Origin of the sequence: Kocuria rosea, assembly GCF_006094695.1 — a bacterium.
Classification (GTDB): domain Bacteria; phylum Actinomycetota; class Actinomycetes; order Actinomycetales; family Micrococcaceae; genus Kocuria; species Kocuria rosea.
In genome coordinates this window covers 403,718-422,484 of the sequence record NZ_CP035103.1, presented here as the reverse complement: position 1 = coordinate 422,484, position 18,767 = coordinate 403,718, and the positions used below count along the sequence as shown (strand labels likewise).

Genomic DNA, 18,767 nt, shown 5'->3' with positions numbered 1-18,767 from the left:
TGTGCCGCTAGCAGCGTCTAAAAGGACATCGATACGGTCTCAATAGGTTAGGGCGGCGGGGTTCTCGGTGGGCTCAGCGCCGATAGTCTGGGCGCATGCTTAGAGGATTCAAAGAATTCATCATGAAGGGCAACGTCCTGGACCTCGCCGTCGCCGTGATCATCGGTGCCGCCTTCGCCCAGGTCGTCAACGCCCTCGTCGAGTCCGTGCTCATGCCCGCCATCTCGGCGCTGGTGGGCTCACCCAACTTCGACTCGTTCGCGATGATCACACTCAACGGCAACGACATCCGGTTCGGGGTGCTGCTCACCGCCCTGGTCAACTTCCTGCTCGTGGCCGCCGCCGTGTACTTCGCGATCGTGTTGCCCATGAACAAGATGATCGAGGCCCGCAACCGCCGCCTGGGCATCGCCCCCGCCGACGAGGAGGCCGACCCCCAGGTGCAACTCCTCACCGAGATCCGGGACGCCCTCAAACAGCGCTCCTGACCCTCTCCGCCCGCCAGGGCCCGTCCCGGATCTCGGGACGGGCCCTGCTCCTTTCCTCCCCATCCATACGAGAAGACGTCTCGGAAAACGAACCCCGGGTTCTTGCGGTGGTTGCAACACTGAGCGTTGGGGGTGGTGTTGTGGGTGGGTACTCGATCTTGATCAGGCCGGATCTGCTCCAGGTGTTTTGGGAGCGGATGCAGGCCGGGGAGTTCATCACCGGGGCGGTGGCAGCTATCCGTACAAGCCGGCGCACCGGGGCCCGGGTCCTGGAGGAGGCCGGTGGGGTGCGGCCACGCCGCGGACGCGACCTCAAGGGCCGGTGCCTGAGCTTCGCCGAGCGGGAGGAGATCGCCCTGTTGCGCGTTCAGGGACAGTCTTTGCGGCAGATCGGGGCGGCGATCGGCCGATCACCGTCGACGATCTCTCGAGAGCTGCGACGTAACGCCACCGCCCAAGGCGGCTATCGGGCCACGACAGCGCACGTGCTGGCCTATGAAAGAGCAGCGCGCCCGAAGCCAGCGAAGCTGCACACCCATCCCGAGGTGCGTGCGATCGTCGTGAGAGACCTCGCCAAGAAGTATTCGCCGGAGCAGATCGCTGGGCGCCTGCGACGAGAATTCCCCGACAAGCCGGAGATGTGGGTGTCGACCGAGACGATCTACCAGTCCCTCTACGTGCAGTCCCGTGGGGCCCTGAAACAGGAGCTGACCCGATACCTGCGCACCGGACGAGCTGTGCGCCGGCCCTGCCGCAAGGCCGGGCAACGCAAGAACCGGGTCCCGGACATGATCAACATCAGCGACCGGCCCGCTGAGGCCAAGGACCGCGCAGTGCCGGGCCATTGGGAGGGTGACCTGATCATTGGCAAGAACAATCAGAGCGCCATCGGAACCCTGGTGGAACGCACCACCAACTACACGATGCTTGTTCACCTGCCCGAGGGTTACAAACCCGAACAGGTCCGTGACGGGCTGGCCGCGAAGATCAAGACACTGCCGGAGGCGCTGCGACGGTCGCTGACCTGGGATCAAGGCACGGAAATGCGCGACTGGAAGCAGGTGCGGGTGGACGCCGGGATCGAGATCTTCTTCTGCGACCCACACTCGCCCTGGCAACGCGGTATCAACGAGAACACCAACGGCCTTTTGCGCCAATACTTCCCGAAAGGCGCCGACCTCTCAGCGTTCACTGCCGCAGAGCTCGACGCGGTCGCCGAGGAGCTCAACGACCGTCCCCGCAAACGCCTAGAGTTCCAGAAACCGATCGAAGTGATCGGCGACCTGCTGTTGCAATGACCACCAGAATCCGCCGAACCTCTACCGCAGCACGGTCCGCCGCTAACCGGCCATATGTAAAGCAACGTGGGATTGCCGCATGAACAGGTGACCTGTTCGTGCGGCAGTCGGGACTGTCGCTCTAACGGTGTAAGAGGCGTTTCCATGGTTAGTGGTTCTCCGCCGCCGGCATCCGGTCGGCGAAGGTGATGGCAAAGGCGTTCAGCGCCGGCTTCCACCGTGTGACCCATCGTGTCTGCCCGGTGCCCTTCGGGTCCAGGGATCGCACGACCAGGTACAGGGTCTTCATCGCGGACTGCTCGTTCGGGAAGTGCCCACGGGCCCGCACCGCCCTCCGGAACCGGGCGTTGAGGGACTCGATGGCATTCGTCGAGCAGATCACCCGGCGGATCTCCACGTCGTAGAGCCTGTTGCAGAATCGGCCTGCAGGGGCTGGTCCGAGGCTGATCCGAGGCGATGAGGACGAGGGACCGGCCCAGGACCGTGCCGGGGATAGGGGTCCAAGGACCCAGGCCTTCAGGCTGTGGGGGTTGCTCGGTGGATCTTGAGGATGTTGAACGCTGTGGCGGCCAGGTGTAGCTCGTTGGTGGCGTGCTCGAGGCCGCGGCGGGAGAACCGGTCGATGATCTTCTTCAGGTTGCCGATGCCGGGTTCCACCGTCGCGCCCCGACGCTTGTAGAGATCACGGCCTTCACGGGTGCGTAGCCGGTGGGCGTTGGCCTCACGCGGGGTCGCCTCCGCTGAGGGCGGCCCGTGTGCCGGTTCCTGAGCTGCGGCGCGCTGGTCGTCGCGCCGCTTGCCCAAGGCGATCAACCGGTCCGGCCCTGCAGCGGTGAGGTTGGCATCACTGTTGTACCCGGCGTCGGCCAGCACGGTGCCCACCAGATGATCGGGGTTGCCGGTGTGGGCGTGCATCCGGGTAGCCGCGCACTGGGCGGCGTCCATCATGGGAGCGAAGCAGGCTTGGTCGTTCGGGGTCTGTCCCACTTGCACCGCGACGATGAGTTGATCGCTGGTGACCGCGACCTGGGCGTTGTATCCCTGCAGGAATCCTCGGCGGGTCGGCATGATCCGCGACTGCGGGTCGGTGGTGTTCGCCACGACCTTCGGCAGCCCCTTCCCGTCCGGGACCGGCTCCACTGCGGCCTCGGCGTTGGCCACGACGCGCCGGGCCCGCGCCACCCTCGTGCTGTCGGCCATCGCCACCGGCGGACGCCCCATCGGTTTCCTCCCGGCCGCGATCAGGGCGGCGTACCGGTCCAGTTTCGCCTGATGGGAGGTGATCTCCCGGTCCAGGTGCGCCCGTGCCTCGGCCAGCCGGTGCGGCCCGTTCGGGATCCGGCCGACCACCGGCTGCCCCTGCTCCGAGCGGCGGCGCCTCGCCAACGCGGCGGCCTCGTGCTCGGCCTGGGCCCTCGTGCGTCGTTGCTGCTGGACTTTGAGCTCTTCGGCGGCCTGCTGGATCCTCTCCTGCCGCCGGGTGCGATCCCCCAAGGCCGCGGGCACCCGATCCGGGCGCTCATCGCCATCCCCATCACCCGCTGCAGCGTCCTCGGCCCGGTCCGCCGCCTCGGCCTCGGCGACCACGCCCGCCACGTGCCGGTCGAACCAGTCCTGGCCACGGTTGGCATCGATCGAGGCGTTAGCTGCGATCTTGGTGCCGTCGATTGCGACCGTGCCGAACCGGCCCAGCCCGGCTCGGGCGGCGATCATCAAGACCTGCGCGAACAACTCCGTGAACACGTTCTGAGAATCGGCGCGGAACCTGGCGATCGTGGTGTGGTCCGGGCCGTCCTGGGCGCACAACACCCTAAACGCCACGTCAGTGAGACACATCCGTTCGATCTGCCTCGAGGACCGCACCCCTTGGCAGTACGCGAAGACCAACAGTCCCAGCAGCATCTGCGGGTCGTAGCCGGCAGCGCCGGGCCCGCCACGACGCCGGGTGCGTTCCAGAGCAGTGATATCGAGAGCCTCGACGGTCTCCAGCACGAACCAGACCAGGTGATCCTGCGGAAGCCACTCCCGCATGTCCACCGGCAACAGCATCGGCTGGTCCCGGAGCACCGGGCGATACGACTTGGCCATGCCACATCATCCCCCGCCCACCACCGACAAACCACGCCCGGCCAACTCCCGATTCTGCAACAGGCTCCGTAGTCCAGGAACGGCACGAACTCGGTCCAGGCATTGCGCCACAGCCGGCTGATCGCCGGGTACCGGGCGCCCCACTTGTCCTCCACCTCCTCCAGGGCGGCCTCGGCGGCAGCGGCGGTCGGGGCGGTGTAGACGGGCTTGAGGTCCTTGGCGAGCTCGTCCCAGTACTTCCTTGAGGCGTAGCGGAAGGTCCCGCGGATCAGATGGATGATGCAGGTCTGCACCGTGGCCAGTGGGAACACCGCGTTCACCGAGTCGGGCAGGCCCTTCAGCCCGTCGCAGACCACGAAGAACACGTCGCGCACCCCGCGTGACTTCAGGTCGTTGAGGACCGCGTACCAGAACTTCGCCGACTCCCCGTCGCCGTCCCCGGCCCACATCCCCAGGATGTCCTTATGCCCGCCCAGGTCCACCCCGATCGCGGCGTACACGGGCCGGTTGCGGACCTGCCCGTCGCGGACCTTGACCATGATGGCGTCGATGAAGATCGCCGCGTAGACCTGCTCCAGCGGCCGGGCCCACCAGGCCTGCATCTCCTCGATCACCCGGTCGGTGATACGGGTGACGGTGTCCTTGCTGACGTCGGCGCCGTAGACCTCGCCCAGGTGCGCGCTGATCTCTCCGGTGGTCAGGCCCTTGGCCGAGAGCGAGAGCACGACCTGGTCCAGGTCCGTCAGCCGCCGCTGGCGCTTGCGCACGATCACCGGCTCGAAGCTGGCCTGCCGGTCCCGGGGGACCTCGATCTCCACGGGGCCGGCGTTGTCGGTGATCACCGTCTTGACCCGCCTCCCGTTGCGCGAGTTGCCCCGGTTACGCCCTTGCGGGTCACCGGGTTCATAGCCGAGGTGTTCGTTCATCTCCTCATCCAGGGCGGCCTCGACGACCATCTTGGTCAGCTGCTTCAACAGCCCGCCCGGGCCGGTCAACGCCGCCCCGCTGGCGCGGGCGGCACGGACCAGCTCCCGGACCGTGTCCTGCTCAGCCGCGCTCAGCTGCGCGTTCTCTTCCGGCTCGTCACCGGGCTTCGGTGGGCTCACGTCCACCAGTGTCTCGATCTTCTCGCTCATGTCGACCCTCCAACCCCGAACGGGGTGATTGGGCCTCTTACACCGTTACTGCGATAGTCCCCGGCAGTCCCGTCAGCTCAGTCGGCCGTCACGCATGGTCACGGCTCGGTCAGCCAACGGGACGAACTCGGTGTCGTGGGTGACTACCACGGTGGCCGTGTCGAAGCGCCGAGTCACCTCCACGAGCAGCTCCATGATCTGTTGGGACCGGTTGTGGTCCAGTGCCGCGGTGGGTTCGTCCACGAGCATCACCTGGGGTCGGTTCATCAGTGCTCGGGCGATGTTGACTCGTTGGCGCTGGCCCCCGGAGAGCTGGTGCGGGCGGCGGTCGGCGGAGCCGGACATGCCGACGAGTTCGAGCAGATCGCCTGCTTCGGCCGCGGCGTTCTTCAGTTCTGCTCCGCGGGCACCGCGCAGGTGAGCGGTGAGCACGAGCTGTTCCCGTGCGGTGAGGGAGGGCAGCAGGTTGGGTTGCTGGAAGATCATCCCGATCTCGGATCGGCGCACCTGGGCCAGCTCCTTCTCGGGCAGGTGCGTGAGATCGCGGTCGGCCAAGCACACCCTCCCTGAGCTCGGCCGGATCAGGGTTGCTGCTACGGCCAGCAGTGAGGACTTGCCGGATCCGGACGGCCCCACCAGAGCGGTGATGGTTCCGGTCTCGGCCGAGAAGTCCACGGTATCCAGGGCGCGGACTGTGCGGGGGCTGCCGTCCTCGTGGGTGCCATCGGCGTATGCCAGGGTGACGCGCTCCAGCCGCAGCGCAGCGATGGCAGGAGCAGCCCGGCGCTGGGCAGATGTGGCGGGGTCGGTGACGTGGGCGGATTTCATGGTCAGTTGCCTCCGAGGGCGAGCAGGGGATCGACGGACGAGACGCGACGGACGGCGAGGAGGGAGCCTGCCACTCCGAGGGCGAACACGCCGAGGGCGGGCAGCAGGGCCGTGGTCGGTGACAGTGTGAATGGGACGACGGTGCTGGCCGCAGCACCGATGCCGGCACCCACCAGTCCGCCGGCGAGGACGCCGGCCAGGAGCACCACAGCGGCTTGGCCCAGAGAGTCGCGCACGAGGTAGGCCCGGGACGCGCCCAGGGCGCGCAGGACGGCGATGTCGCGGGTGCGCTGGATGGTCCACACGGTCAGGAAGGACACCACGACCAGGGCGGAGATCCCGTAGAGGAACCCCTGCATCATCAGCAGCGACCCGCGCTCGGACTGGTAAGCGGGCAGGGCGGCGAAGGCGCCGCGGGTGTCGGTGGTCACGGTCCCTGTCCCGGCGCCGGCGTTGGCAGCAGGGGTGTCCGCGGTCAGGGCCAGTGTGGTGGCTTCGACGTCCTGGTCGAGGTGGGCGATGTCGGGGTAGTCGGCCATGGCGGCCCACACGACGGGGATGTGGCTGTAGTACTCGTCCTGAGTGATCCCGGTGACGGTCAGCTCGGTCGTGGATAGCTCGATGGTGTCTCCCACGGCCGCACCGAGGTTCTCGGCCACGCTCTGGCTGAGCACCGCTTCCCCGGGGCCCGGGTGTGTCGCCCCGTCGAGGGCGCGGAGGTCGGGGGCCAGTGCGGTGCCGGCCTCGAGTCCGAGTACGGCCACGCTGGTCGCACCGGTGTTGGGGCCGGCTTGGGCCCGTGTCTGGGTCAACCCGATCCGCTCCACGTCGGTGTCGCCGACAGCGTCTTGCCAGCCTTGGAACTGGTCGCCGGTGATCTGGGACTCGGTGAAGGTGGGCTGGCCGGAGTCGTCGGCGGGAGCGCTGAAGACGAAGCGTTGGGCCCCGAGGCGTTCCAGGGCAGAGATGTTCTGGTGGCCCAGACCGTTGGTCAGGCCGGTGAGCAGGACCAATAGGAGAGTGATCAAGGCCACGACAGCACCGATGAGGGCGAACCGCCCTCTGGCAAAGGTGATGTCGCGAAGGGACAGGTACATGGGGAGGCTCCTGTGCGTGCTGGTAGCGGAGGCATGGCGTGCTTCCCAGCATCGCGAGAACGGGTCGGCTCGGGATCGCCCCGCCGGCCGATCCGTGGGCACCGATCCACGGATAGAGGGATCAACCATCTGGTGGACCCGCACGACCCTTCCGCTCCGTAGCATGGCCACAGACCGCCTCGATCACTTCCTGGCCATCGGGCGGTTCCACGGCCGGACGGTGGCCCAGGACGAGGGAGACAAGTGCACGAGGACACCTCGACCCCCGCTGTCCTGGGCGCCCTGAGGATCACCCTGCACGTGAGTTTCGCGGCTCTGCTGCTGCTGGGGGCCGGGCGGGCCGTGCTCCAGGCGCACGCCTCCGGAACAGGGGCCCGGCCGCTGGTTCTGCTCCTGGGTCTGGCGGCGCTGTTGGCTGCGGTCTACCTGGTGGGGACGGTCGCGGAGAACAGGGCCGCCCGGCGTCAGGCGGGGTGGGACCCGCGGCCTTTGGCCCTTCCTTGGCTCATGGTGGTCACGGTGCTGTGGGGCACGCTGACACTGCTGAGCTCGGACTTCTCCTGGGTGGTGTTCCCGCTCTTCTTCGTCTACCTCGTGCTCTTGCCTCGCGCCGTGGCTGTGGGGTGCATCGTGGTGCTGACGGCCGTGGTGATCGTGGCGCAGTTCTTGCACACCGGACCCGACGGGTTCCGCGCCGCCATGGTTGTGGGACCCGTCGTGGGGGCGGTGTTCGCCGTCGTCGTCGGCCACGGATACCGCAGGCTGTACCGCGACGCCCAGCGGCACCGGCGGGTCATCCGTGAACTGGAGGCCGCCCGGACGGAACTGGCCCACCGAGAACGTGAGGCCGGGCGCTCAGCGGAGCGCGAGAGGCTGTCCCGGGAGATCCACGACACCCTTGCCCAGGGCCTGTCCTCCATCGTGCTGATGTCCCGGGCCGCCCGGCAGTCCCTCGAGCACGCCGACCCCGCCCGGGCCGGGGAGCGGATCGCCATCATCGAGACCACCGCGGTGGAAAACCTCGCAGAGGCGCGACGCTTCGTGCGCGATTTGAGCTCTCCGGCACTGGACTCGAGTCTCCTCACGGCCCTGCGGGAGGTGTGCGCGCACACCGAGCAACGGGTCCGAGCCTCCGGCGCCGATCTGACCTGCAAATTCCGCTGCGAGGGCGAAGTCCCCGACCTGCCGTCCGAGTACCAGTCCCTGCTGCTGCGTGCTGCCCAATCGTCCCTGGCCAATGTGGCCGCCCACTCCCGGGCCCGGACCGCGGTGGTCACCCTGGCCGGCTGGGACGACGCCGTCTCGCTGGACGTCTTCGACGACGGGATCGGGTTCGTGCCAGACGCGGCAGACCGGGACACCGACGAGGAGCACTACGGGCTGACCAAGCTGCAGCACCGGGTGCGCGAACTGGGCGGGACGTTCACCCTGGAATCCGAGCCCGGCAACGGCACCGTCATCAGCATCCGCCTGCCCTTGACGCGCCCGACCGCCGCACCGACCCACCCCGGCCCCGGGAACGCCGTCGAGGAGAACCGATGAACGCTGAAGACATCCGCGTGCTGCTGGTGGACGACCACCCCGTGGTCCGCGCGGGACTGCGCGCCGTCCTGGAAGGCTTCAACAACATCACCGTCACCGCCGAAGCCGCCGACGGACAGAAAGCCCTCGCGACCCTGGCGGATCCGGCGGTGTCCGTGGATGTGGTGGTCATGGATCTGCAAATGGGATCCGGAATGGGCGGCATCGAAGCGACCCGCCGGATCAAGACGCTCAACGGCCCCCCAGTGCTGGTCCTAACCACCTACGACACCCAAGCGGACATCGTGGCCGCACTCGAGGCCGGCGCCACCGGCTACCTGTTGAAGGACGCCCCACCAGGCAGCATCAGCCAAGCCGTCCAGGACGCCGCCGCGGGACGACCGGTCCTCTCCCCCACGGTCACTGCGCAACTGATGAAACGCGTCACCGCCCCTGCCACGGCCCTGAGCGCCCGAGAGATCGAGATCCTCCAGCACCTGGCCACCGGAGCCACCAACCGGCAACTGGCCCAAGCCCTGTTCATCTCCGAAGCCACGGTCAAGACCCACCTGATCCACATCTACGACAAACTCGGCGTGGACAACCGCACCGCTGCCATCGACCGAGCCCGGACCAACCGCATCATCTGACCTACGACAGTTCCTCGCAGTCGGCCGCCGACCGGCCATATGCAAAGCCGGGCGTGCATATCTCATCTCCGGTACTACCGGACTTACTTGGCCCGGGGTTTCACACCCCGCCCTGAGCGCGACCATGGCCGACGGGCCTACACCACAGGTGAGTTGCCGGTGAGCGAGGCGGTACTCAGTGGGCCGCAAGCCTCGAGCAGTTGCATTTAATGCGACTACGTTGCAGATAATTGACTCTATGGAGTTCCTTGGGGGTCTGATTCGTAGTCATCATCACGAAACGTGGTGCATTCTTGGCAACCCCATTGACCGGACCGTGTGACCCAGCTTACCTTGGTGCAACCAGGTTGCGTCTCCTGCAACCTCTCACCCTTGGGGGATCCATGACGCACGAAGCCGGTGCGGGAGCGCCACCCACCATGCAGAATTCACCTGATCCTGTGGCCGCGGTGACCGCCTCCACACGACGCCGGGTCATCTCGGCCAGCTTCATCGGCAACTTCGTCGAATGGTTCGACTACGCGATCTACGGGTACCTGGCCGCCACCATCGCGGTGGTCTTCTTCCCCGAGTCGGACCCGCAGACCGCACTGCTGGCGACCTTCGCCCTGTTCGCCATCTCGTTCTTCGTCCGGCCCTTGGGAGGATTCGTCTGGGGGCACATCGGCGACAAGCTCGGCCGGCGCACCGCACTGTCCCTGTCGATCCTGATCATGTCGGTGGCCACGTTCTGCATCGCCCTGATTCCGGGCTACGCCACCATCGGGGTCTTCGCTCCGATACTTCTGCTGGTGGTGCGCATCGTGCAGGGCTTCTCTGCGGCCGGGGAGTACGCCGGGGCCTCGGCCTTCCTGGTGGAGTACGCCCCCGCCAACCGGCGCGGGCTCTACGCCGCAGTCGTGCCGGCCTCCACGGCCGCCGGCCTGCTCTTCGGGTCCCTGTTCGTCGCCGGTCTCACCGCGGTGCTCTCCGACGACCAGCTGAACACCTGGGGCTGGCGCATCCCGTTCCTGCTCGCGGCACCGATGGGCCTGATCGGCCGCTACATCCGTACCAAGCTCGAGGACACCCCGGTCTTCCAGGAACTGGCCCAGGAGGACGAGGTCATCCAGGCCCCGGTCCGCGACATGTTCCGCAACCACTGGGCCACCCTGCTGCGCGCCTGTGGGGCCGTGCTGCTCAACGCCGTGGGCTTCTACATCCTGCTCAGCTACATGCCGACCTACCTCTCCGAAGAGGTCGGCTTCGGCAAGACCGAGTCCTTCCTCGCCACCTCCTTCGCCTTGCTGTCCTACATCGGGTTCATCTTCCTCACCGGACTGGCCTCTGACCGGTTTGGGCGCAAGAAGATGCTCATGACCGCCTCCGTGAGCTTCCTCTTCCTGACGGTGCCGCTGTTCATGCTCCTGGACACCGGGTCCTTCCTGGTCGTGCTGCTCGTCCAGGTCGTCCTCGGCGCCATGCTGACCCTCAACGACGGCACCCTCCCGAGCTTCCTCGCCGAACAGTTCCCCACTCGCATCCGCTACAGCGGCTTCGCCGTGAGCTTCAACCTGTCCAACGCCGTCTTCGGCGGCACCGCCCCGTTCATGGCCACTCTGCTGATCTCCGTCTTCGCCACGAACCTCGCCCCGGCCTGGTACCTCATGGCCGCCGCAGCGGTGTCCTTCGTCGCCGTCGCCCTCTCCCGGGAGACGTGCAACAAGCCACTGACACGCTGAAGCACCTCGATTCCCCTCCCACCGGTGGCGCCCACCGGCGCCACCCCACCATCCGTCTCGATACATCGCCTGTGAAAGGACGACCATGACCACCTCGCCCACCACCACCGCCCCCGCCGCCTCCGTCGCCGAGCTCGAGCGCCTGAAGGTCCTGCACAACGGGGTCAAGCAGCAGCTGACCTTCTCCGACGCCGAGTTCGAGCGCCGCCTCACCGGCCTGCGCCGGATCATGGCCGCCAAGGACCTCGACGCCGTGATCCTGACCAGCTACCACGGCATCAAGTACTACTCGGACTTCCTCTACACCACGTTCGGGCGCAACTACGCCCTGGTCGTCACCGCCGACGACTCCGTCACGGTCACCGCCAACATCGACGCCGGCATGCCGTGGCGCACCAGCTACGGCGAGAACATCGTCTACACCGACTGGCAGCGCGACAACTTCTACTACGGCCTCCAGGAAGCCCTGCGCCGGCGCGGCGTCACCGCCCGCCGGATCGGCGTCGAGGACGACGCCCTGCCGCTGCTGACCCGCCGGCGCATCCAGGCCGCGTTCGAGGGCGCCGAGCTCACCGACGTCTCCCAGGACGCCATGCGCCAGCGCATGCTCAAGTCCGCCGAGGAGATCGAGGTCATCAAGCACGGCGCCCGCATCGGCGACCTCGGCGGCGAGGCCATCCGCAACGCGATCCGCGAGGGCGTCACCGAGTACGAAGTCGCCCTGGCCGGCACCGAGGCGATGGTCCACGAGATCGCCCGCACCTTCCCGCACCGCGAGGTCCGCGACACCTGGGTGTGGTTCCAGTCCGGGATCAACACCGACGGCGCCCACAACTGGGCCACCACCCGCAAGCTCCGGCGCGGGGACATCCTGTCCCTGAACTGCTTCCCGATGACCTCCGGGTACTACACCGCCCTGGAGCGCACCCTGTTCCTCGGCGAGCCGGACGCCCGCTCGCGCGAGCTGTGGGAGATCAACGTCCAGGTGCACGAGCGCGGCCTGGAGCTGATCAAGCCCGGGGCGGTGTGCAAGGACATCGCCGCGGAGCTCAACGAGATCTTCATCTCCCACGGCCTGCTCGCCAACCGCACCTTCGGCTACGGCCACTCCTTCGGCGTGCTCAGCCACTACTACGGCCGCGAGGCCGGCCTGGAGCTGCGCGAGGACATCGACACGGTCCTGGAGCCGGGCATGGTCGTGTCCATGGAGCCCATGATCACGGTCGCCGACGGCGAGCCGGGCGCCGGCGGCTACCGCGAGCACGACATCCTCGTCATCGGTGAGGACGGGGCGGAGAACATCACGAAGTTCCCGTACGGCCCCGAGCACAACATCGTGTCCGCCTAGTTCGCACGGCAGGCGGCGTCGCCCACGCGGCGCCGCCTGCCGGCGTCCCCGACGAGGACCAGTGCCACGACAGCGCAACCCCGGACGCCTTCCCTGACTCGTCCCTCGAGCACGGAGCCGCGCTCGACAGCCATGAAGGCGAAGGGCGCCAGAAACGCCCTGCGCGAGGATGAGGTCATCGGAGTCCGGATCACCGCCCGGCTGTGTGCAGCCAGTCCAGAGGGCGCCATGCACCGGAGGGCGTCACCGTCGATATCGGGGCCGTGGGGTTCATCGCATGGAGAATAAGGAACCCTATGACTTCATCATCTGACAACACCTCGTCCACCGCGGAAGCTCGCACGGCCTCGGTCGTCTCCAACGCCATCGGCGTGCTGCGCTGCTTCTCAGCACAGGAACCTCAGCTGGGCGTCACCGAGATCGCCGGCCGGGTCGGGTTGCACAAGAGCACGGTCTCGCGCATCCTCGCCACCCTCGAGCAGGAGAACCTGGTCGAGCGCGACCCGCAGACCCGGCTCTTCCGCCTGGGGCTGGGCCTGATCACCATGACCGGGCCCCTGCTGGCCGACCTCGACGAACGCCGCGTGGCCTACCCCGTGCTCCAGGAACTCACCGAGCAGACCGGGGAGACCAGCGCACTCATGGTCTGGAACGGCAACGAGGCCGTCTGCGTGGAACAAATCCCCAGCCCCCAGCAGATCAAGCACACCACCCCGCTGGGCACCCGGTACAACACCGCCCTCAGCGCCTCCGTGCAAACCTTCCTCGCCGCTCAACCCCCCGAACGAGTCCGCGCCCTCCTCCTGTCGGGCACCATCAACCACTTCACCGCCACCGACACCGGCATCGACACCTATCAGCAACTCCTGCGCGAAGTCAGCGCAGAAGGCGTGGCCGTCAACTACGGCAAAACCTCCGTGGACGAAGTAGGCGTAGCCACCCCCGTCCTCGACCACCGTGACGAACTTGTCGCCACCGTGATGATCGCAGCACCGCGCTACCGGGTCACCGAGGAACAGGTCACCCACCTCGTGGCCGCCTGCAAAGCCGCCTCCGAAAAAGTGTCCCAACGACTCGGATGCGCTGCACGGACTCAGTGATCCACTCGTCATTCCCGAACGTCTTCATACGTGGAATTCCTCGACCCACGAGGATGGTGAAGAGAACACAACGGAAGCCTTCGCACCACGTGGCAACTCGCCGCAAAGTTCGGCGGCAACCGTCGCGGGCGCTGGGTCACCGAGTCGGGGATGCGAAAACTCCCGTGAGTTGCGGACCGCTAACCGGGCCATATGTAAAGCGGGTTCTAATCCCCCGGTCGGGCGTCCTCTAAGGTGTGGCCATGGCCGAGCCCACCCGTCCCAGTGTCTTGGCAGATGCCCGCGCGATCGCCGCTGCCGACCCCGCCGGGCAAGGTACTGTCGCGACGCTGCTGAGCTATCCGGGCCTGCACGCGGTGGCCGCCCACCGCATCGCCCACCGGCTGTGGTCCACCCGGTGGAGTAGACCCGCAGCCCAGGCCATCGCCACTGCCGCGGCGAAGGTCACCGGTATCACCATTCACCCCGGTGCGGTGATCGGGCACCGGTTGTTCATCGACCACGGCAGCGAGGTCATCATCGGGGAGACCAGTGTGATCGGCGACGACGTGACCATCTATCAGGGTGCGAGCTTCGTCGGCGACGGCTCCCCGGGCCGGCGCCACGCCGTCGTCGGGGACCGGGCGCTCCTCGGTTCCGGGGCGAAAGTCATCGGCCCGGTCACGCTCGGGGCCGGGTCGAAAATTGGCGCCGGCGCAGTGGTTACCCATGACGTTGAGGCCGACACCACGGTCTTGGGCATCAACGAGTGATGAGCCCGCTTCGAACCCCTATCGCGATGGGGAACCGAGGAGAACGATGCCACGAGGTCACGTGCGCGGGGAGTTGAGCCCCCGATAGTGGTGTAGCGCGGTGGCCCTGCTCGTCGTTGCGGACGAGGGCGCGGCCACCGTGAGATCTTTCGAGTTCACCTCTCACAGCACCCTCGAAAGGACATCATCACGATGACCGCTCCTCACATTGTCGACCCCACCGGCCTGCTCGGTGAAGCCCTGTCCGAAGCCTCGCCGGATCTGATGCGCAACCTGCTGCAGACGGTGATCAACGCGCTGCTCTCCGCCGACGCGGACGCGGTGGTCGGCGCCGAGTGGGGCCGACCCGCTCCCGAGCGGGTAACCCAGCGCAACGGCTACCGCCACCGCGACCTCGACACCCGCGTGGGCACGATCGACGTAGCCGTCCCGAAACTGCGGGCCGGCACCTACTTCCCGGAGTGGTTGCTGGAGCGCCGCAAGCGGGCCGAGTCCGCGCTGATCACCGTGGTCGCCGACTGCTACCTCGCCGGGGTCTCGACCCGCCGGATGGACAAGCTGGTGAAGACCCTTGGGATCAACGCCCTGTCGAAGTCCCAGGTCTCAAGGATGGCCGGTGACCTCGACGAGCACGTGGAGTCCTTCCGCCACCGGCCCCTCGGGGACGTCGGGCCGTTCACCTTCGTCGCCGCCGACGCACTGACGATGAAAGTCCGCGAGGGCGGGCGCGTGGTGAACGCGGTCGTGCTCCTGGCCACCGGGGTCAACGGTGACGGCCACCGTGAGGTCCTGGGCATGCGGGTGGCCACGGCCGAGACCGGGGCGGCCTGGAACGAGTTCTTCGCCGATCTGGTGGCCCGCGGCCTGGGCGGGGTCCGCCTGGTCACCAGTGACGCCCACGCCGGGCTCAAGGACGCGATCGCGGCGAACCTGCCCGGGGCGTCCTGGCAGAGGTGCCGCACCCACTACGCGGCCAATCTCATGTCGATTTGCCCGAAGTCCATGTGGCCGGCCGTCAAAGCCATGCTCCACAGCGTCTACGACCAGCCCGACGCGACAGCCGTGAACGCCCAGTTCGACCGGTTGCTGGACTACGTCGCCGAGAAGCTGCCCGCGGTGGCTGAATACCTGGCCGATGCCCGTGAGGACATCCTCGCGTTCACGAACTTCCCCAAGGACGTCTGGGCCCAGATCTGGTCCAACAACCCAGCTGAGCGGCTGAACCGGGAGATCCGGCGCCGGACCGACGCGGTCGGGATCTTCCCCAACCGGCAAGCCATCGTCCGCCTCGTGGGAGCCGTGCTGGCCGAGCAGACCGACGAGTGGGCCGAAGGCCGCCGCTATCTCGGCCTCGAGGTCCTCACCCGCTGCCGGCTCACCACCGTCGCGGACACCGGAAGCGAGGTGACCACCGACCCCCTGACCGCGCTCACAGCCTGACCCTTACACGAAAGATCGCTACACCACTCCAGGGGGCTTGACCGCGCGGGGCGGGGTTCAGCCGGACCCGCACGGCCAGGCCGGCGCAGAGGATGACGGCCAGGCCCCCGACGATGGTGGTGGGCGTGAGGTGCTCGCCGAGCATCAGCCCGGCCCAGAGGATGCTCAGCACGGGTTGGGCGAGCTGGATCTGACTGACCTGGGCCATGGGACCCAGCCCCAGGCCGCGGTACCAGGCGAAGAAGCCCAGGAACATGCTGATCACCCCGAGGTAGGCAAACGCGGCCCACTGCACCGGGGTGCCCACGGGGGGCTGCTGGTACACCGAGGCCAGGGTCAGGGCGACCATCACCGGGAAGGCGAGCACCAGGGCCCAGGAGATGGTCTGCCAGGCGCCGAGCTCTCGGGCCAGCAGCCCGCCCTCGGCGTAACCGATGGCCGCGGCGGCGACCGCGCCCAGCAGCAGCACGTCGGCCCCGTGCAGCTGCCCGAGGCCACCCGAGGACACCGAGGCGAAGACGATCGCCACCACCGCCCCGATCCCGGTGATCACCCAGAACGCGCGGGCGGGGCGCTCACGGGTGCGCAGCACGGCCATCACCGCCGTGGCGGCCGGCAGCAGGGCGATCACCACCGCACCATGGCTGGCCGGAGTCGTAGTCAGGGCGTAGGAGGTCAGCAACGGGAACCCGGCCACCACCCCACCGGCGACCACGGCCAGCCGCACCCACTGGGACCCGCGCGGAAGTCGTTGGCGGGTCAGCACCAGCGCGGCGGCGGCCAGCACCGAGGCCACGACCGCCCGGGCGGCGCCGATGAACAACGGGTCCAGGCCCTCGACCGCCACCCGGGTGAAAGGCACCGTGAAGGAGAACGCGGTGACACCCAGCAACCCCCACCACACCCCCGTGACGGGTCGAGGCGATATCGGCCCAGACAGACTGACAGTAGCGCTACTCTTAGCTCTCATGGACAACGATAACAGTTCCCGGATTCTCGAGGGGCTCCGGGCGTGGATCGCCGGCGCGGCCCCGGGGGCGCGCCTGCCCTCCACCCGGGCGCTGGTGGCCCAGTACCAGGCCAGCCCGGTCACCGTGCAGAAAGTACTGCGGGCCCTGGCCACCCAGGGGGTGGTCGAGACCCGGCCCGGGGTCGGGACCTTCGTGCGCGCGGTCCGCGCCACCCGCCCGGCCGACTACAGCTGGCAGACCGGCGCGTTGCGGGCCCCCCAGGCGCCGGCCCGGTCGGTGTCCGCCGCGCTGCGCAGCACCCCCAACGATGTCATCGCCTTCCACTCCGGCTACCCCGACCGGGAGCTGCTGCCGGAACGGCTGGTGCGGGCCGCGCTGAGCCGGGCAGCACGCACGGAAGCTGCCCTGTCCCGCCCACCGGTCGCGGGTCTGCCCGAGCTGCAGTCCTGGTTCGCCCACGAACTTCGCGCCTCCACCCCGGACGGGGTCAGCCCGCCCACACCGCGGGATGTGATCGTGCTGCCGGGCACCCAGAGCGGGTTGAGCTCGATCTTCCGCGCCCTGGCCGGGGCGGGGCACCCGGTGCTGCTGGAATCGCCCACCTACTGGGGGGCCATCCAGGCCGCCACCCAGGCCGGGGTGCGTATCGTGCCGGTTCCGACCGGGCCCACCGGGCCGGATCCGGCCGAGCTCGCCCGCGCTTTCGCCGAGACCGGCGCCCGGGTCTTCTACGCCCAACCCCACTACGCCAACCCCACCGGCGCCCACTGGTCACCAGCGGTGGGCGAGCAGGTGCTTCAGGTGGTGACCGAGCACGGGGCCTTCCTGATCGAGGACGACTGGGCCCACGACTTCGGCATCACCACCACCCCGGTGCCCCTGGCCGCCGGGGAGGACTCCGGGCACGTCGTCTACCTCCGGTCGTTGACCAAAAGCGTCTCCCCCGCCCTGCGCGTCGGAGCGGTCATCGCCCGCGGCCCCGCCCACGAACGCATCCTCGCCGACCGCGCCGCCGAATCCATCTACGTCTCCGAGCTGCTCCAGGCCGCCGCCCTGGACGTCGTCACCCACCCCGGGTGGCAGACCCACCTGCGCGGGCTCCGCCATCAGCTCCAGGGACGCCGGGACCTGCTGCTGACCAGCCTCACCGAGCACGCCCCCCAGGCCCACATCGAGCACGTCCCCACCGGCGGGCTGAACCTCTGGGCCCGCCTGCCCGACGACACCGACCTCCCCCGGCTGATCCGCGACTGCGAAACCGGCGGAGTCATCATCGCCGCCGGCACCGAATGGTTCCCCGCCGAACCCACCGGCCCCTACATCCGGCTCAACTACGCCGGACCCAACCCCGCAGCCTTCCCCGACGGGACCCGCCGCCTCGGCCAGGCCATCGAAACCAACCACGATTAAGGGAACCTCTGCTACTCCACACCGGCTGTAGGTCCAGGCGCTGCAGCGCGCCTCGCAGGTGCTGCACGACGACTGTCGGGAACCTGCCGGCGTCCCGCGAGCAAGCCAGGGACCGTCGATTCACCACCCGAAGGCAGGCGACGCGCCAGGTGGACAGCGCAGTGTGAGAGGCTGGCCGGCGTGGGAACCCAACCCGGTTACGACGCACTGGCAGAACAGTACGAGCTCACCTTCCCGAACCCGTTCCAGACACCTTTGGAACGACATGCAGTCGCCGCCTTCGCGGACAAGGTCCTGGAGCACCACAGCGAGGGCACCGTGATGGACATCGGATGCGGGACCGGGCACGTCACCGCCGAACTCGCCCACCGCGGCCTTCACGTCATGGGCATCGATCCCTCAGACGCCATGCTGGACATCGCCCGCAGGTCTCACCCCGAGGTGGCGTTCCGGCGCGGTGGGGCAAACCTGAACGACTCCCTGGGACCGACCGATCAGTTGGCTCCGCTGCGGGGTGTGCTGGCCCGGTTCAGCCTGATCCACATCGATCCCCACCGGATCGGTGGCGTGCTTGATTCCTGGGCCCAGCGCATGCCGGCTGGCGGCGTGGTGCTCCTGGTCTTCCAAAGCATCGATGGCGAGAGGCAACCGGCGGTGCCGTTCGATCACGCGGTGGCACCGGCCTGGCGCTGGCACCCCGAAGAGATAAGCGCACGGCTTGCCCGGGCCGGGTTCGACGAGGTCTGGCGCACGATGAGCCGACCTGACCCACTGCACCGCTTTCCCGAGTGCCACCTGGCCGCCATACGGCGCCCTTGACAGGAACCTCCTCGGGTTCCGGGAAGAGAAAAGCATCAATGCTCAGTTGCCCCTCGACTTGCGTCCTTTTACGGGCTCGAATCGTGGGGACATCTTCTGC

The 18,767-nt window shown here is 68.1% G+C and carries 15 protein-coding genes and 3 pseudogenes; 11 read left to right on the top strand and 7 right to left on the bottom strand.

Annotated elements, in window-relative coordinates; genetic code table 11:
- Positions 1 to 95 precede the first annotated feature (95 nt).
- Together mscL and EQG70_RS01890 are read left to right on the top strand one after the other, a co-directional pair.
- Complete coding sequence (gene mscL / locus EQG70_RS01895) at positions 96 to 488, top strand: large conductance mechanosensitive channel protein MscL (RefSeq protein ID WP_031283557.1); 393 nt, start codon at positions 96 to 98, stop codon at positions 486 to 488.
- A 197-nt stretch (positions 489 to 685) separates the two neighbouring features.
- Complete coding sequence (locus tag EQG70_RS01890; protein WP_255219435.1) at positions 686 to 1,786, top strand: IS30 family transposase; 1,101 nt, start codon at positions 686 to 688, stop codon at positions 1,784 to 1,786.
- Positions 1,787 to 1,934: 148 nt separating this feature from the next.
- Here the strand turns inward: EQG70_RS01890 and EQG70_RS01885 are convergent.
- The 6 genes and pseudogenes from EQG70_RS01885 to EQG70_RS01865 all read right to left on the bottom strand — a co-directional run.
- Positions 1,935 to 2,189: pseudogene (locus tag EQG70_RS01885) on the bottom strand (transposase); the annotation flags it as partial.
- Between the two features lie 113 nt (positions 2,190 to 2,302).
- Positions 2,303 to 3,529, bottom strand: coding sequence for a transposase (locus EQG70_RS01880; RefSeq protein ID WP_208746244.1), 1,227 nt, complete (start codon positions 3,527 to 3,529; stop codon positions 2,303 to 2,305).
- 72 nt (positions 3,530 to 3,601) lie between these two features.
- Positions 3,602 to 3,817: pseudogene (locus EQG70_RS18945) on the bottom strand (transposase); the annotation flags it as partial.
- A 125-nt stretch (positions 3,818 to 3,942) separates the two neighbouring features.
- Positions 3,943 to 5,010 (bottom strand): annotated as a pseudogene (locus tag EQG70_RS01875) (IS256 family transposase); the annotation flags it as partial.
- A gap of 72 nt (positions 5,011 to 5,082) precedes the next feature.
- Positions 5,083 to 5,838, bottom strand: coding sequence for an ABC transporter ATP-binding protein (locus EQG70_RS01870; protein WP_109269527.1), 756 nt, complete (start codon positions 5,836 to 5,838; stop codon positions 5,083 to 5,085).
- A gap of 2 nt (positions 5,839 to 5,840) precedes the next feature.
- The gene (locus EQG70_RS01865) at positions 5,841 to 6,935 is read right to left on the bottom strand and encodes an ABC transporter permease (RefSeq protein WP_109269526.1); all 1,095 of its coding nucleotides are present in this window, start codon (positions 6,933 to 6,935) and stop codon (positions 5,841 to 5,843) included.
- 243 nt (positions 6,936 to 7,178) lie between these two features.
- On the opposite strand from EQG70_RS01865, the gene EQG70_RS01860 reads away from it, so the two are divergent.
- From EQG70_RS01860 to EQG70_RS01830, 7 genes are all read left to right on the top strand, one after another.
- On the top strand, positions 7,179 to 8,477 hold the full coding sequence (locus EQG70_RS01860) for a sensor histidine kinase (RefSeq protein WP_109269525.1): 1,299 nt from the start codon (positions 7,179 to 7,181) through the stop codon (positions 8,475 to 8,477).
- Positions 8,474 to 9,106 carry a response regulator gene (locus tag EQG70_RS01855; RefSeq protein ID WP_109244589.1) on the top strand — a complete coding sequence of 211 codons (633 nt, stop codon included), beginning with the start codon at positions 8,474 to 8,476 and terminating at the stop codon, positions 9,104 to 9,106. The genes EQG70_RS01860 and EQG70_RS01855 overlap by 4 nt, the downstream gene beginning before the upstream one ends.
- 419 nt (positions 9,107 to 9,525) lie before the next feature.
- Entirely contained in the window at positions 9,526 to 10,827 is a 1,302-nt protein-coding gene (locus EQG70_RS01850) for an MFS transporter (RefSeq protein WP_232035237.1), read from the top strand.
- A gap of 85 nt (positions 10,828 to 10,912) precedes the next feature.
- On the top strand, positions 10,913 to 12,175 hold the full coding sequence (locus EQG70_RS01845; protein ID WP_109269523.1) for a M24 family metallopeptidase: 1,263 nt from the start codon (positions 10,913 to 10,915) through the stop codon (positions 12,173 to 12,175).
- Positions 12,176 to 12,471: 296 nt separating this feature from the next.
- Complete coding sequence (locus tag EQG70_RS01840; RefSeq protein WP_109269522.1) at positions 12,472 to 13,275, top strand: IclR family transcriptional regulator; 804 nt, start codon at positions 12,472 to 12,474, stop codon at positions 13,273 to 13,275.
- A 242-nt stretch (positions 13,276 to 13,517) separates the two neighbouring features.
- Positions 13,518 to 14,027, top strand: a complete 510-nt coding sequence (gene epsC, locus EQG70_RS01835) for a serine O-acetyltransferase EpsC (RefSeq protein ID WP_109269521.1) — start codon at positions 13,518 to 13,520, stop codon at positions 14,025 to 14,027.
- Between the two features lie 192 nt (positions 14,028 to 14,219).
- A complete protein-coding gene (locus EQG70_RS01830; protein WP_109223276.1) occupies positions 14,220 to 15,467 on the top strand; it encodes an IS256 family transposase in 1,248 nt (415 codons plus the stop codon).
- Here the strand turns inward: EQG70_RS01830 and EQG70_RS01825 are convergent.
- Entirely contained in the window at positions 15,457 to 16,437 is a 981-nt protein-coding gene (locus tag EQG70_RS01825) for a DMT family transporter (RefSeq protein WP_109269406.1), read from the bottom strand. The two genes, EQG70_RS01830 and EQG70_RS01825, sit on opposite strands and share 11 nt — an antisense overlap.
- Here EQG70_RS01825 and EQG70_RS01820 point away from each other — a divergent pair.
- Both EQG70_RS01820 and EQG70_RS01815 read left to right on the top strand, forming a co-directional pair.
- The gene (locus tag EQG70_RS01820; RefSeq protein ID WP_109269407.1) at positions 16,436 to 17,848 is read left to right on the top strand and encodes an aminotransferase-like domain-containing protein; all 1,413 of its coding nucleotides are present in this window, start codon (positions 16,436 to 16,438) and stop codon (positions 17,846 to 17,848) included. The genes EQG70_RS01825 and EQG70_RS01820 overlap by 2 nt on opposite strands.
- 180 nt (positions 17,849 to 18,028) lie before the next feature.
- Positions 18,029 to 18,667, top strand: coding sequence for a class I SAM-dependent DNA methyltransferase (locus EQG70_RS01815; RefSeq protein WP_109269408.1), 639 nt, complete (start codon positions 18,029 to 18,031; stop codon positions 18,665 to 18,667).
- Positions 18,668 to 18,767 lie beyond the last annotated feature (100 nt).

Excerpts from the sequence above, each read along its gene's own strand:
- mscL (WP_031283557.1), top strand. The coding sequence starts at position 96 with ATGCTTAGAGGATTCAAAGAATTCATCATGAAGGGCAACGTCCTGGAC.
- EQG70_RS01890 (WP_255219435.1), top strand. The coding sequence starts at position 686 with ATGCAGGCCGGGGAGTTCATCACCGGGGCGGTGGCAGCTATCCGTACA.
- EQG70_RS01870 (WP_109269527.1), bottom strand. The coding sequence starts at position 5,838 with ATGAAATCCGCCCACGTCACCGACCCCGCCACATCTGCCCAGCGCCGG.
- EQG70_RS01865 (WP_109269526.1), bottom strand. The coding sequence starts at position 6,935 with ATGTACCTGTCCCTTCGCGACATCACCTTTGCCAGAGGGCGGTTCGCC.
- EQG70_RS01855 (WP_109244589.1), top strand. The coding sequence starts at position 8,474 with ATGAACGCTGAAGACATCCGCGTGCTGCTGGTGGACGACCACCCCGTG.
- EQG70_RS01850 (WP_232035237.1), top strand. The coding sequence starts at position 9,526 with ATGCAGAATTCACCTGATCCTGTGGCCGCGGTGACCGCCTCCACACGA.
- EQG70_RS01845 (WP_109269523.1), top strand. The coding sequence starts at position 10,913 with ATGACCACCTCGCCCACCACCACCGCCCCCGCCGCCTCCGTCGCCGAG.
- EQG70_RS01840 (WP_109269522.1), top strand. The coding sequence starts at position 12,472 with ATGACTTCATCATCTGACAACACCTCGTCCACCGCGGAAGCTCGCACG.
- epsC (WP_109269521.1), top strand. The coding sequence starts at position 13,518 with ATGGCCGAGCCCACCCGTCCCAGTGTCTTGGCAGATGCCCGCGCGATC.
- EQG70_RS01830 (WP_109223276.1), top strand. The coding sequence starts at position 14,220 with ATGACCGCTCCTCACATTGTCGACCCCACCGGCCTGCTCGGTGAAGCC.
- EQG70_RS01820 (WP_109269407.1), top strand. The coding sequence starts at position 16,436 with ATGGACAACGATAACAGTTCCCGGATTCTCGAGGGGCTCCGGGCGTGG.
- EQG70_RS01825 (WP_109269406.1), bottom strand. The coding sequence starts at position 16,437 with ATGAGAGCTAAGAGTAGCGCTACTGTCAGTCTGTCTGGGCCGATATCG.